Origin of the sequence: Candidatus Riesia pediculicola (assembly GCF_002073915.1) — a bacterium.
Lineage (GTDB): Bacteria > Pseudomonadota > Gammaproteobacteria > Enterobacterales > Enterobacteriaceae > Riesia > Riesia pediculicola.
The window spans coordinates 57,802-72,295 of record NZ_CP012841.1 but is presented as its reverse complement, the minus strand read 5'-3'; the positions used below and the strand labels follow the sequence as shown (position 1 = coordinate 72,295).

Here is a 14,494-nt window from a genome sequence, read left to right as displayed (position 1 = left end):
TATCTATTATTTTTTCGTATCTCTTTTCTATCCACCAATTTCGATTTTCAAATGTTCTAGGAAAAGTAAGAAAAAAGATAGATATGAAGAAATAGATTGTTTGCTTCTTCAAAAAAAAGAAAGCATTTAAATTACTTATACGATTAAAAAGTTGATTATTCTATTTCCGAATATGGTATTTATCCATCTCAAATTTCCATTTCTTTGAGAGTATTTCAAACGTATCTATGAAATCTGGTGAACAAATGTTCTCTTAAAAATTCACTAATTTTTCCAAATTATTAGAGCAAAAAATACAAATCGTGTTGCATTAAAATCAGAAGAAAAATTTTAAAGATAACAGAACAGACCTAGATATACTGAAATAAGTATGTAACTAAAAAGAATTATTAAAAAATATTGATTAAGAATGACATATCGATAAAATAATTAGAACATGGAAATGTTCAAATCGTTCCTAATTCAAAAAAAATCCAAGCAGATCTGCATTCTTTTTTGAAAAATTTGATTATTAAATCCCAAAATGGAGATTGATAAATATGAGAATCTAAATGGAGAAAAAGAAAGTATTTCGATATATCCTAAAATAAAAGCTATAAAATATCTTAAAAGATTACAAATTGGATCATAATTTATTAAATTATACTAATGGTGATTTTCTTTTAAGAACTTTTTGGAATCCTTACTTCAGTTTGAATAATTTTTCTACTATCAGCAAGGACTATTTTGAATTTATACGAATCAATTATAATTGATTCTCCTTTAGACGGAAGACGACCAAAACTTTGCATGATTAAACCACCTATTGTTTCAAATTCTTGACTTCTCAAATGAGAATGGAAAGTTTTATTAAACTCATCGATTTGAGTAAGGGCATTCACTAAATATAGTGATTCACTAATTTTTTGGATATTAATATTATCGGAAAAATTTTTATATTTGTCTGAAATATATCCTACAATACTGTTTAGAATGTTTTCCATAGTAACTAATCCAGAAACTCCCCCAAACTCATCTATTACAATTGAAATATTTTGTTTTTTTATTTGAAATTCTCTCAATAATACACTGATTATCTTACTTTCTGGAGTTACCATAGCTTTTCGCATAATTGCAGAAACTTGAAAATTTTCGATTTCGTTTTGTGTTAAAAATGGAAGTAAATCTTTTACGACCAATAATCCTTCTATTTGATCTTTATTTTTATTGATTACTGGAAAACGAGAGTAAGGATAGTTGACAATTGTTTCCAGACATTCTTTTAAGTTTTGATTGTTTCTTAAGGTAATAATATGGGATCTTGGAGTCATAATATCTCTCACTCTTTTTTGAGAAATACTGATTACTCCTTCCAACATTTTTCTGATGTTGTAATCAATAACTTTTTTTTTTTCCGATTCGACAATGATTTTTATCAAATAACGTACACTTTTCGGCTTCTTTTGAAAAAACTGATTAATTTTTTTAAGGAAACTTATTATTGTGAATGAAAGTTTATGATGTATATCGTTTTCTTGAGTTTTTCTCATATCATTTTGGTTAAAATACGCATAGAAAATTCCATTAATTTTAAAAAAAGAGAAAGTTTTTTATTTCTAATAAAATGGATTAGGATAGCCAAGTCTTTTAAGAATCTTAATTTCCATGCTTTCCATTTTCTTCAAATCAATTTCATTTTGATGATGAATCCCTAACAAGTGAAGACAACCATGAATTATGATATGTGCCCAATGTGAATCAATTGATTTCCTTTGGTTCTTTGCTTCCTTTTTTAAAATTTCATGACAAATAATTAAATCTCCGAGAAAAGAAAAATTAAATCCTCTCATATCGTTAGATGAAAAAGATAAAACGTTAGTTGGATAATCTCTTCCTCTATATAATCGATTAAGAGTTCTCATTTCTTCTAAACTTGCTATATAAATTGAAATTTCCTTTTCGGAAGAAAAATAAGATAGAACCCTATCGATCCATTTGATAAATCTTTTTCTATTTAAAAATCCGATAAACTCTGGAGAAACTCTGTAAATATTAGAGAGATACACTTTCACATTTTACGATATTATAAAATTGAATCATAGAAAATCCAATAAACTTCATAATTATCCAATATATTGAATATAAAAGATTTACTCTTTGAACTTTTCTCGTAATTTAAATATGATACTTTGATTCATATAGCCTTTAAGAAATATATCATATTTGAAATATGAACGTAATACATTCTTTTATTTGAGAAAAGATCATTTCTATTTCAAACTTTTTAGATCATTATTCTATTGCTCTTCCGTACAATTTATTCTTATAGAAATGTGTTATTTTGACGTCTATTAGATTTCCTATCATTTCTTTGGATCCATAAAATATAACCTTTCTATTCTTATTGGAAAAGCCTACTAATTTATTTGGATCATTTTGATCTTTAGACAAAACTAAAATTTTCTGAGTTTGATTAACCATTCTCTTATTATGCTCTATAATCTGTCTCTCTATTAAGTTTTGTAGAAAATACAGTCGATTTCTCTTTTCATGTCCGTTGGTATCATCTCTCAATAAAGATGCTTCGGTTCCTGGTCTAGAAGAGTACATAAAACTAAAACTAACATCAAAATCTATTTCTTTAACTAATTGAATAGTCTTTAAAAAATCTTCTTTTGTTTCTCCAGGAAATCCAACGATAAAATCTGAACCGATCAAAATATCAGGTCTAACTTCTCTAATTTTTTTTATAATTTTTTTATATCTTTCAATGGTGTATGGTCTTCTCATTTTTCTTAGAATTTCGTCAGATCCACTTTGTACAGGAATATGAACATAATCAACCAATTGAGAAATAGTTGAATATAAATCAATTACATCTTGAGTAAAGTGATTTGGATGATTTGTTGAAAATTTAATTCTCTTCACTCCATTTATTAGAGAAATTTTTTGAATCAGTTTGGAAAAATCGTATATTTTTCCGTTTTTTTGAACATATCTGTACGCATTTACGTTTTGTCCAAGTAAATGTATTTCTCGACATCCTTCTGAAACGAGATTTTTAATTTCTATTAATATTTCATTCAGAGGTCTACTAAATTCTTTTCCTCTAGTAAAAGGAACAATACAAAAAGAACATTTCTTATTGCATCCCTCTATAATTGAGATAAGAGAAGAGATGTCTTTCCGAATTGTTTCATGATTTTTTTGAAACTTTTTATTTCTAAAATTGCTATCTATATTAATGATCTTTCTTCTACTCTTTTCGAAACTTCTAATCATTTCTGGTAAAAGATGAATTGTTTTCGGACCAAAAATAATATCCACATATGGAGCTCGTTTTAGTATCGATTTGTTCATTTGAGATGCTACGCATCCCCCTACACATAGGATAAGTTCGATTTTATTTTTTTTAAGCTTTTTCCATCTCCCAAGTTGATGAAAAACTTTTTCTTGTGCTTTCTCTCGAACTGAACAGGTATTTAGTAAAATAATATCAGCTTCTGTATCGGTTTTAGCTAAACTATATTTTTTTTTCTTAAAAAAGATATCAATTATTTTAGAGGAATCGTACTTATTCATATCACATCCCCAAGTTTTTATATATATCTTTTTATAGTATGTTTTCATATAAAGTTCCTTCGTATTAAAAATACGATTTCAGTTCGACGACATGGAGAATCAATGTATAATTTTTTCTTGAATAAAAATATAAAACTTCTCTATTATAAATATGTTGGAAAAAAATTACGATATCATTATTGTTGGTGGAAACATGGTTGGATCCGCTTTAGCAATTGGATTAGCTAAGTCAAGTTGGAAAGTGTTATTGATAGAAAAGAATAAATTAATTAGCTCTTTTTTTCAAAGCTGTCCCTATTCTGAAATATCATCAATTAGCTTTTCTTCAGTCTCTCTCCTAAAAAAAATAGGAGTATGGCAGAATATCATTCATTCTAGAATAGTTCCAAATACGACATTAGAAATTTGGGAAAATTGGAAATTTCGAACAACTTTTAAGTCAAAAAACTTTGGATTAAAAAACTTTGGCTACATAATTGAAAATAGAAATTTGAAATTTGCTTTTCAGAAAAAATTAATTTCTGATAAAAATATTAATTTCTTATATTCTACCGAATTAATTGATCTTATTCGAGAAAAAAGTAAATGGAAGATTACTTTAAGTAATAATCAAAAATTATCAACGAAACTTATTATTGGATCAGATGGATCAAACTCAAAAGTTTGTTTTTTATCTGGAATAAAGAAAAAGGAATATGGAGAAGTTTTGTATTGTATTCTGATGATTGTTCAAACAAAATTCGAATGTTCTCAAAAAATTATCTGGCAAAAGTTCTTTTCTGAGGGTCCTATTGCTCATCTTCCTTTATTTAAAAATTGGGCATGTTTAATATTGCATGGAAAACATCAAGAAATAGAAAACTTATCCAAAATGTCTTTTGGAGAATTAGAAAAATATGTTGTTTTAAAAATTCCTGAAAAATTTAAAAAAATAAAGATTTTTAATAAAAAAATTATTTCTTTTAGAAGATCTTATACAAAATCTTATGTAAAAGAAGGTTTGGTAATAATAGGAGATGCTGCGCACGTTATTCATCCATTAGCAGGTCAAGGATTAAATCTAGGATATAGAGATGTTGAAAGACTTTTGAGCTTTCTTATTTTACATAAAAAAAGAGGAATTTGTTTTTATTCTAAAGATATTTTATTAGAATATCAAAATAGTAGGTTATTTGATAACCATTTCATGCAATTTTCTACTGAAGTAATTTATAAATTATTTAGCTCCAAGAACCAAATTGTTGAAAAGTTTAGAAATATTTTATTGAGATCTATCAATAAAATAGAATTAGTTAAAAAAATAATTATCCAATATGCATCTAACGATTTTGATATTTAACTTTTTATATTTTTATTATCAAGAATTTGATATTTTTAAAATTTCTTTCTAAGAAAGTAGTATTTAATAACAATTTATCTGAAAAAAGGTGGTGGCTATGATACAAATCGGTGCAAAAATTCGAACAAGTACAGGAAAAGTATATAACCGTAGGATAAAAAAAAGAAAAGAAATTCCAGCAATTTTACATATAAAAAAAAATAAAAATCGTTTAATTAGGATTCAGAGAAAGGACATTTTAAAGTTGGAAAAGAACGTAAATCCTAGAAACTTTTTCGTTCTTCAAATTAAATTCTCAAAAGAGAATTTAGAAGAGAGAAACGTGCGTATTCAAGAAGTTCAAAGACATCCTTATACAGGTGAAATTATACATATAGATTTCTTTGAAGTTTAAAATAAGTCTATCTTCCTTCAAGTAAGTTCAATCTTTAATCAAGATTAAATTTGAAAAGAAATTTCTCTTGTTAGTATTTTCTTGTCGCATTTTTTCAAGGAATTCAAAAAATCAAAATCCAATTATTTGCCGGCTACCGGAATCGAACTGGTGACCTACTGATTACAAGTCAGTTGCTCTACCTTCTGAGCTAAGCCGGCTATTTTTTAGTCTGAAAGATCAGAAAAATTTAATTAACTTATCCAAAAAACTCCTTAAAATACTCCTAAAGGAAGACTCATGAAATGGAATTAAGTTCTTAGTTCTTGATTATCAGTTTCAACATATTATTAATTCGATTAATACGATCTTTCTATTGGTGAAAAGAAGATTTATGAAGGAAATAAATCTTATATATTATAAATAATAAATTATTAAATCGATGACACACGATAAATTCCAGAAACCACTTGATCGTTTATTTTTCGAATTAAAATAATTCCTTTAGTATTTCTTTTAAACACACTAATATCTTTTACTAAAATTCTAATTAAGATTCCATAATTAGTAAATATTACAACTTGATCTTTTCTTTCGACTTGTATGGCACCTACTATTTTTCCATTTCTTTCATCATTTTTAATAACCGAAACACCACGAATAAAACGAGATTTTTTTAGATATTCAGATTCTTTAGTTCGATTTCCATATCCATTTTCAGTAATCGTCAAGATATCTTTGTCTTTTTCTACAATTATCATGGAAACTAATTTTTCATCTTTTTGAATCTTGACACCCATCACGCCCATGGATTTTCTTCCTGTAAGACGAACAGAGTTTTCTGAGAATCGAATTGCTTTAGCAGAAGAAGTAAAGAGAATAATTTCACTTCTTTTTTTTACTGAGTCCATAGCAATTACTTCATCCCTTTTATTTAAGTTAATTATGATAATTCCGCTTTTTCGAGCTTTTGTCAAAAAGTCCATTGAAATTTTTTTAATTAGTCCCATCAAAGTAGCTATCAATATATAATTTCCTTTTTTGAAATTTTTCAATGAAAATATAGAAGTAATTTTTTCTCCATCTTTTAGAGATAAGAAGTTGACAATCGGTTTTCCTAAAGAAAATCTACTAGATTCAGGTAGTTGATAAACCTTGATTGAAAAAATTCTTCCAAAATTGGAAACACATAGTATATTTTCGTGAGTATCAGTTACTAATACAGATTTTACAAAATCTTTTTCTTTCAATCGAGTTGAAGATTTTCCTTTTCCTCCTCTTTTTTGTATATCATAATCAGAAATTGACTGAAACTTAATATATCCTTGGTTCGATAAAATTACAATTACTTTCTTTTTCTTAATAAGATCTTCTTGATTGAATTTACTATTATCTTCAATAATTTTTGTTCTTCTTTTATCTCGATATTGATTCTTGATGTATATCAACTCGTTCTTAATAATTTCCATTAATCGATTCGAGTTTTGAAGTATTTGAACTAAGGACGTTATTTCTTTTGTTAGAGAAATATACTCTTCAAATACTTTTTCTTTCTCTAAATTAGTTAATTTCTGAAGTTTCAAATCTAGTATCGTTTGTGCTTGTTCTTCATTAAATCGATAGTTACTCTTTTGAAAACGATCTAAATGATTTTCAAAACAATTTTTCCAATCTTTCTTTTTTGAATAAAATCGATCAAGCTCAATTAAAGTTTCTTCTAATTTCCAACAGAAGGATGTTAAACGCAATCTGGCTTCTTTTGGAGTACTTGCTCCTTTGATTAACGAGATGATAAAATCAATATTTTTTAATGAAATGATCATTGCTTCTAACGAAAGAACTCTTTTCTTGGCTTGGTTTAGTTCGAATATCGTTCTTTTAATAACTATTTCTTTTCTGTAATCTATAAAAGAAGAAATAATTTTTTTTAAATTTAAAAGAGTTGGCTTTCCCTTTAGAAGGGCTATCATATTTATATTAATCGAAGTTTGCAGTCGAGTTAGAGCATATAAGCTGTTTAATACGAAATTTGCTTCTGATTCTCTCTTTAATTCTATAACAACCCTCATTCCATCTTTGTCTGACTCATCTCTGACTTCATGAATTCCATCTATTTTTCTTTCTTTAACCAGTTCTACAATTTTTTCAATTAATCTAATTTTGTTAATTTGATAAGGAATTTCTCTTATTATTATAGAAGTTCGATTATTTTTTTTATCGTTTTCTATCTCAGTAAGTGCACGAACTTGAATTGTCCCTTTTCCTGTTCGATACGCATGTACTATTTGTTCTTTTTTTTCATATATAATTGCTGCCGTTGGAAAGTCTGGTCCTCGAATATATTTTACCAGTTCTTCTGTTTGTATGTCGTTATCATTAATATAGGCAAGACAAGCGTCAATAACTTCGACAATGTTATGTGGTGGAATGTTTGTAGTCATTCCAACTGCAATTCCAGATGATCCATTAATTAATAGATTCGGAATTTTAGTAGGCATTACATCCGGAATTTTTTCGTTTCCGTCGTAATTTGGAACAAAATCTACCGTATTTTTTTCAAGATCTTCTAGAATCTCTTGAGCTATTTTTGACATTCTGATTTCTGTATATCGCATTGCAGCAGCTGAATCTCCATCAATCGATCCAAAATTTCCCTGTCCATCTATTAATGCATATCTCATAGAAAATGGTTGTGCTAAACGAACTATTGCATCATAAACTGATCCATCTCCGTGAGGATGATACTTCCCAATAACATCTCCAACTATTCTCGCTGATTTTTTATATGGGCTGTTATAATCATTTCCAAGTTTCTTCATAGCATATAAAACTCTTCTATGAACTGGTTTCAACCCATCTCGTACGTCAGGAAGAGCTCTTCCAACAATCACAGACATAGCGTAATCTAAGTAAGAACGTTTCAATTCTTCTTCAATGCTGATTGATGATACTTCTTTAGATACATTTTTCACAGAAATAGCCTTATGTTAATTATTGCGTTAAAAATGAAATTATATAAACTTCTCTTTATTTTATCAGAATAAAATATAAATAAGGTAGTTAATATATTATAATATTAATTAACTTAATTGTAGTGCGAAAAGTATTTTATATTGAAAAAAAATGAAATGAGCTTTGAAAAAAAAAATGTAGATTTCGATGAAATTAAAAAGTTCGATAAATCTTATTTCGACTTTTATAAAAAGTCTGGTATGTATTTTTTTTTATATAAGATGAACACATTACGTCTAGAGTTTATTTTGGATTGTTGTAATGGGTTATTTGGCAAAAAAATACTTGATGTTGGATGTGGTGGAGGAATTTTATCAGAAAGTATGACCAAAAAAGGGGGAATTGTAACAGGAATCGATATGTCAAAAAAAATGTTGGAAATTGCCAAGTTTCAAGCATCTAAAAAAAAAATGAAAATTAGTTATCTATTAGAGACTATAGAACAACATGTAAAAAAGAATAGAAATAAATATGATATAATAACTTGCATGGAAATGTTAGAACATGTTCCAAATCCTAAAAGTATAGTTTTATCTTGTAATAAGTTAATAAAAAAAGGAGGACATGTATTATTTTCTACGATTAATAGAAGCATAAAGTCTTGGTTTTTTTTGATTTTTTTTGCTGAGAAAATTCTAAAAATTTTCCCAAAAAACACCCACAATGTACAAAAATTCATTTCACCTTGTGAATTACTAGACTGGATCGATCAAACTAAAATGAAAGAGAAACACATAATTGGTCTGAACTATAATTTTTTTTTGAATAAATTTTATTTCAGAGATAATTTAGACATCAATTATATGATTCATGCTGTTTCTTCCTAGTTTTAATAATTTCTTTATAAGAAGTATCAAAATTAGTTTTTATTATTCATCGATTGGTTCTTTAATCCTTTTCTCGATTTTAAATTTTTTATATTTATCTAGATAAGTTTATTTGGTTTTTTTCTAAAAAATTAAATTTCCGAAAATTCCAATGAAAAAACTCAGTTATATTCTTTCGCACTACATTTCTGACGATTTCTTGCTAAATCATTATTGTTTCTATAAAAATATCAGCTTTTTGTAGTTCTAATATTTATGAAATATCGATTTAACTCATGAAATATAATTTTTTGGTTACTAAAAGAAATGGAGATTTAGAAAAGATAGATCTTAAAAAAATAAAAAGGTTAATCACTTTATCTGCGGATGGGTTACAAGGAATTTCTATTTCTAAAATACAAGATCTTTCTTGTATTCAATTTTATAATAAAATTCAAACTAAACTAATTCATCAAATTATCATTAAAACATCTGCAGATTTGATATCTACCAAAATACCAGATTATCAATATCTTTCTGCTAGGTTAGCGATTTCTTATTTGAGAAAAGATGCATATGGAGAATTCAATCCTCCAAAATTATATCAACATGTAAAAAATATGGTTAGTATTGGAAAATATGATTATAGATTACTAGAAGATTATTCCGTAGAAGAATTTCAAAAAATGGATCAGTTTATTAATCATTTAAGAGATATGAATTTTTGTTATGCAGCAGTTAAACAATTGGAAGGAAAATATCTAGTTAAAGATCGAGTCACAGGAAAAATTTATGAAAGTGCTCAATTTCTTTATATTTTAGTATCTGCTTGTCTTTTTTCAATATACCCTAAGGACGTTAGGTTGATTTATGTGAAACGTTTTTATGATGCAATCTCTACATTTAAAATATCGCTTCCTACACCTATCATGGCAGGAATCAGAACTCCAACTCGTCAATTTAGTTCTTGTGTTTTAATAGAATGTGATGATAGTTTGGATTCAATAAATGCCACGGCTAGTTCTATTGTGAAATATGTTTCACAAAGAGCAGGAATAGGAATCAATGCTGGTCGTATTCGTGCAATTGGAAGTCCTATTCGACAAGGAGAAGCATTTCACACAGGATGTATACCATTTTATAAATATTTTCAAGCAGCTGTAAAATCATGTTCTCAAGGAGGAATTCGTGGAGGTGCAGCAACCATATTCTATCCAATTTGGCATCTAGAAGTTGAAAGTCTATTGGTCTTAAAGAACAATAGAGGAGTTGAGAGTAATCGAGTTCGTCATCTAGATTATGCTGTACAAATTAATAAACTAATGTATGAGAGATTGATTAGAGGAGAAGAAATCACTTTATTTAGTCCTTCTGACGTTCCAGACCTGTATTCTTGTTTTTTTTCAGATCAAGATAAATTTGAGAACCTTTATAAAAAATATGAATTAGATCAGAATATTCGTAAAAAGAGAGTAAAAGCGGTAGATCTGTTTTCTAAAATGATGCAAGAACGGTCTTCTACCGGAAGAACATATATTCAAAATGTTGATCATTGCAACACGCATAGTCCATTTGACTCAAAGATTGCTCCGATTCGACAATCAAATTTATGTCTAGAAGTTCTTCTTCCAACTCATCCTTTATATAATATTAACGATCAGGAAGGAGAAATTGCATTATGTACTCTTTCTGCTTTCAATTTAGGTGAAATTCGTTCTCTAGAGGAATTAGAAGACCTTTCTGATCTAATTGTTAGAGCACTAGACGCATTATTAGATTACCAAGATTACCCAATATTGGCTGCCAAAAAAAGTTCTATTAGTCGTCGAACGCTAGGAATTGGTGTTATAAATTATGCTTATTATCTAGCTAAAAATCACGTAAAATATTCAGATAGCAGTGCAAACAACTTAACTCATAAAACATTTGAAGCTATTCAATATTATCTTTTAAAAGCTTCGAATCAATTAGCAAAAGAGAAAGGTGCTTGCTCTTGGTTTCATCATACCAATTATTCAAAAGGCATTTTGCCGATAGATAATTACAAAAAATCTCTAGATCATCTAACTTCTGAACCTTTACATTATGACTGGAAATCTTTAAGAGAAAGAATTAAAAAGTATGGTTTAAGGAACTCTACTTTATCAGCTGTTATGCCTTCTGAAACATCCTCACAAATTTCTAATGCTACTAATGGAATAGAACCTCCTAGAGGATTTATGAGCATAAAAGTGTCAAAAGATGGAATTCTTCGTCAAATAGTACCTGAGTATGATCGACTTAAGAAAAAATACGAGCTTTTATGGGAAATGCCAAATAATATAGGATATTTGCAATTAGTTGGAATCATACAAAAGTTTGTTGATCAATCCATTTCAGCTAATACAAATTACGATCCTTCTAAATTTTATAGAAATCAGATTCCAATGAATCATCTTTTAAAGGATTTATTATTGGCATATAAATATGGAATCAAAACACTTTACTATCACAATACTCGGGATGGATCGGATAAAATACAAGAAAAATCTGAGAGTATTATAGAAAATAGTATGGATGAAAGTTGTAGTAGTCATGCCTGTAAAGTTTAAAGAGGTAAAAAATGTATACAGTTTTTTCAAAAATAAGTAATGATCCACTGAAGGAACCTATGTTTTTTGGTAATCATGTTAATATTTCTAGGTTCGATCAACAAAAATATTCGATTTTTGAAACTTTAACAGAAAAGCAATTATCATTTTTTTGGAGACCAGAAGAAATCGATATATCCAAAGATAGAATCGATTATCAATCTTTAAAACTTTATGAAAAAAAGATATTCATTAGAAACTTACAGTATCAAATTCTCTTAGATTCAATTCAATCAAGAAGTCCTAATTGTGCTTTTTTACCGATCGTTTCCTTGCCAGAAGTGGAAAACTGGATAGAAACTTGGTCATTTTCAGAAACTATCCATTCTAGATCATACACATATATTATTCGTAATATTATAGATGATCCATCTTTAATCTTTGATAAAATTGTATCTAATCAAGAAATTATCGATAGAGCAAAAGATATTTCTTTTTATTATGATCATTTGATTCAATTAATTCGTTTATATCAAACTTTTGGAGAAGGTATACATAAAATACATGAAAAAAAAGTCACTGTTTCTTTAAGAGAATTGAAGAAATCTTTATATTTATGTTTGATCAGCGTAAATGCATTAGAATCGATTCGATTTTACGTAAGTTTTGCATGTTCTTTCGCTTTTGCAGAAAAAGAATTAATGGAAGGAAATGCAAAAATTATCAAATTGATTGCCAGAGATGAAGCACTTCATGTTACTGGTACTCAACATATGATCAACATCATGCAATCTTCAAAAGAAGATAAAGAGATGATTGAAATTTCAAAAGAATGTCTTATGATTTGTCAAAAAATATTTCTAAATGTTTCGGATCAAGAAAAAAGATGGGCAGATTATCTCTTTTCAAACGGAAATTTAATTGGATTAAACAAAAAAATTTTGAAAGAATATATAGATTATATTACTGAAGTTAGAATGAGAGCTATAGGTTTAAAAAAAGATTTAATCAAGAAAATCAATCCAATTCCATGGATTAATGCATGGTTATCTTCAGATAATATACAATCCGCTCCTCAAGAAACTGAAGTTAGTTCTTATCTAGTAGGACAAGTAGATACAAAGGTAGATTTGAATAAATTGAGTAATTTTGAGCTTTAGTTATGAAATCTTTTAAAATTTTTCTCAAAAAAAGAGAGATATTTTTCGATCGTAAATTTCATAGAAATATTTTGGAAGTTTTACAAAACAACCAGATTCCCATTGGGTATCAATGTCAATTAGGATTTTGTGGATTATGTAAAGTCTATCTAAAAAAAGGAGATATTTCCTATTTTTATCGTCCTATCGCTTTATTGAAGTCTAAAGAAATATTAACTTGCATTTGTCGCCCAGTGAATAATATTGTTATAGAAATCTGTTAAAAGTAAATTCTTAAATGAAAGAGCATTCATCATTAATTTATGATTATACTCAGTTTTAATTTGAACTAATTAAAAATGAGAATGTTTATAGGAGAGACTTTTCTTTTGACTTTCCGTTGAGAAAGTTAAAAGTTTTCCAACATTCAAATCAAGAGATGTTGAAAAGTAAATTTTTTATAAAAATTAAATAGATGATATTTTAAATTATTTACATCTAAAATACTTAAACAAATCCGTCATTATCGAATCAGTTATACATCAGTGTTATAATTTTGAATTCTTTAGACAATGGTTGCTAGAATCTATCACTTTTATAAATGGAAGGGTATAGAGTTTTATGGATTTGTTTTTAATTTCAGCGCAGTTCATAAGAAATTGTATTTTTTAAAAAATAATCATCGAAAATTTTTCTTATAAATCTTTTTGTAGATTCTTGAAAAATGAAAAACTTTAAAAGAGAGTCTCTATTAATAGTTGATGGATCTTTTCATCTATATCGTTCGTATTATGCTTTTTCTTTTTTAATTAAGAAGAATTCATTTAGATCCAATGCTATATATGGATTTATAAAAACATTAAGAATGCTGATATTTCGTCATCAACCAGCTTATGTAATAGTAGTATTTGATTCTAAGAAAAGAAATTTTAGAAAAAAATTGTTTAATTTGTATAAAGGAAATAGACCAAAGATACCTAGCGATTTGGTTGTACAAATTGACCCATTAAAACTGATAATTCAGTTCATGGGTATTCCTACATTAACCATTCCTACAGTAGAAGGAGATGATACGATAGGATCTTTGGTTTGTCGTTCCATTCTTCATAGAGAAAATCTGACAGTTCTGATAAGCACTGGAGATAAAGATTTAGCACAACTTGTAAAAAAGAACGTTTTTTTAATAGATCCGTTTCAAAATATTCTTGGACCGAGAGAAATATTTGATAAATATGGAGTTCATCCAAACTTGATAGCGGACTTTTTTGCTCTTGCAGGAGATCGATCTGATAATATTCCAGGAATTCCTGGAATTGGAAAAAAGATAGCCATAAATCTATTAAACAGACTAGGATCTGTGAAGGATATATATCGAAATTTATCGAAAATCAATTGTTTGATTACGAGAAATCCGGAAAAAATTAAAGAAATTATAAAAAAAAATCAAGATATCGCCGAACTCTCTTATCAATTAGCAACTATCGTTACTAACTTAGATTTAGATCCTTATTACAAATGTTTATCTGTAAATACTCCAAATTCAGTTTTTTTAAAGAGTTTATTTCTTGATTATGGATTCAAAAAATGGCTCTCTCATGAGAGAGAGAGAAATTGGTTTCTATACGAAACGAAAACAAGATCTGTATTAAATTTATTTTTTGAGAAAAAAAATCATTCAATTGAAAATTAAAATC

General features: G+C 27.5%; 11 protein-coding genes and 1 tRNA gene. 7 read left to right on the top strand and 5 right to left on the bottom strand.

What is annotated here, in order from left to right:
• Positions 1-662: 662 nt before the first annotated feature.
• The 3 genes from AOE55_RS00405 to miaB all read right to left on the bottom strand — a co-directional run bounded on the left by AOE55_RS00405 (position 663) and on the right by miaB (position 3,609).
• Positions 663-1,529, bottom strand: a complete 867-nt coding sequence (locus AOE55_RS00405) for an HlyC/CorC family transporter (protein ID WP_013087916.1) — start codon at positions 1,527-1,529, stop codon at positions 663-665.
• A gap of 66 nt (positions 1,530-1,595) precedes the next feature.
• Positions 1,596-2,051, bottom strand: coding sequence for an rRNA maturation RNase YbeY (ybeY, locus tag AOE55_RS00400; RefSeq protein ID WP_013087557.1), 456 nt, complete (start codon positions 2,049-2,051; stop codon positions 1,596-1,598).
• A gap of 220 nt (positions 2,052-2,271) precedes the next feature.
• A complete protein-coding gene (miaB, locus tag AOE55_RS00395) occupies positions 2,272-3,609 on the bottom strand; it encodes a tRNA (N6-isopentenyl adenosine(37)-C2)-methylthiotransferase MiaB (RefSeq protein ID WP_080611614.1) in 1,338 nt (445 codons plus the stop codon).
• Positions 3,610-3,712: 103 nt separating this feature from the next.
• On the opposite strand from miaB, the gene AOE55_RS00390 reads away from it, so the two are divergent.
• Both AOE55_RS00390 and AOE55_RS00385 read left to right on the top strand, forming a co-directional pair.
• The gene (locus AOE55_RS00390; RefSeq protein WP_013087687.1) at positions 3,713-4,900 is read left to right on the top strand and encodes an FAD-dependent monooxygenase; all 1,188 of its coding nucleotides are present in this window, start codon (positions 3,713-3,715) and stop codon (positions 4,898-4,900) included.
• Positions 4,901-4,997: 97 nt separating this feature from the next.
• Positions 4,998-5,294, top strand: a complete 297-nt coding sequence (locus tag AOE55_RS00385) for a hypothetical protein (RefSeq protein WP_013087858.1) — start codon at positions 4,998-5,000, stop codon at positions 5,292-5,294.
• Between the two features lie 127 nt (positions 5,295-5,421).
• Here the strand turns inward: AOE55_RS00385 and AOE55_RS00380 are convergent.
• Positions 5,422-5,494 (bottom strand) — tRNA-Thr (locus AOE55_RS00380).
• A 213-nt stretch (positions 5,495-5,707) separates the two neighbouring features.
• The gene (gene gyrA, locus AOE55_RS00375) at positions 5,708-8,245 is read right to left on the bottom strand and encodes a DNA gyrase subunit A (protein WP_013087894.1); all 2,538 of its coding nucleotides are present in this window, start codon (positions 8,243-8,245) and stop codon (positions 5,708-5,710) included.
• Positions 8,246-8,401: 156 nt separating this feature from the next.
• On the opposite strand from gyrA, the gene ubiG reads away from it, so the two are divergent.
• From ubiG to AOE55_RS00350, 5 genes are all read left to right on the top strand, one after another.
• A complete protein-coding gene (ubiG, locus tag AOE55_RS00370; RefSeq protein ID WP_041855164.1) occupies positions 8,402-9,112 on the top strand; it encodes a bifunctional 2-polyprenyl-6-hydroxyphenol methylase/3-demethylubiquinol 3-O-methyltransferase UbiG in 711 nt (236 codons plus the stop codon).
• A gap of 275 nt (positions 9,113-9,387) precedes the next feature.
• A complete protein-coding gene (nrdA, locus tag AOE55_RS00365; RefSeq protein WP_080611611.1) occupies positions 9,388-11,682 on the top strand; it encodes a class 1a ribonucleoside-diphosphate reductase subunit alpha in 2,295 nt (764 codons plus the stop codon).
• A gap of 11 nt (positions 11,683-11,693) precedes the next feature.
• A complete protein-coding gene (gene nrdB, locus AOE55_RS00360) occupies positions 11,694-12,821 on the top strand; it encodes a class Ia ribonucleoside-diphosphate reductase subunit beta (RefSeq protein ID WP_013087408.1) in 1,128 nt (375 codons plus the stop codon).
• Between the two features lie 2 nt (positions 12,822-12,823).
• Entirely contained in the window at positions 12,824-13,084 is a 261-nt protein-coding gene (gene yfaE / locus AOE55_RS00355) for a class I ribonucleotide reductase maintenance protein YfaE (RefSeq protein ID WP_013087559.1), read from the top strand.
• Between the two features lie 440 nt (positions 13,085-13,524).
• On the top strand, positions 13,525-14,490 hold the full coding sequence (locus tag AOE55_RS00350) for a 5'-3' exonuclease (RefSeq protein ID WP_049821628.1): 966 nt from the start codon (positions 13,525-13,527) through the stop codon (positions 14,488-14,490).
• The last annotated feature ends 4 nt before the right edge of the window (positions 14,491-14,494 follow it).

Coding starts and splice junctions, on each gene's coding strand:
- AOE55_RS00405 (WP_013087916.1), bottom strand. CDS start 1,529: ATGAGAAAAACTCAAGAAAACGATATACATCATAAACTTTCATTCACA.
- AOE55_RS00350 (WP_049821628.1), top strand. CDS start 13,525: ATGAAAAACTTTAAAAGAGAGTCTCTATTAATAGTTGATGGATCTTTT.
- AOE55_RS00385 (WP_013087858.1), top strand. CDS start 4,998: ATGATACAAATCGGTGCAAAAATTCGAACAAGTACAGGAAAAGTATAT.
- miaB (WP_080611614.1), bottom strand. CDS start 3,609: ATGAAAACATACTATAAAAAGATATATATAAAAACTTGGGGATGTGAT.
- nrdA (WP_080611611.1), top strand. CDS start 9,388: ATGAAATATAATTTTTTGGTTACTAAAAGAAATGGAGATTTAGAAAAG.
- ubiG (WP_041855164.1), top strand. CDS start 8,402: ATGAGCTTTGAAAAAAAAAATGTAGATTTCGATGAAATTAAAAAGTTC.
- nrdB (WP_013087408.1), top strand. CDS start 11,694: ATGTATACAGTTTTTTCAAAAATAAGTAATGATCCACTGAAGGAACCT.
- yfaE (WP_013087559.1), top strand. CDS start 12,824: ATGAAATCTTTTAAAATTTTTCTCAAAAAAAGAGAGATATTTTTCGAT.
- AOE55_RS00390 (WP_013087687.1), top strand. CDS start 3,713: ATGTTGGAAAAAAATTACGATATCATTATTGTTGGTGGAAACATGGTT.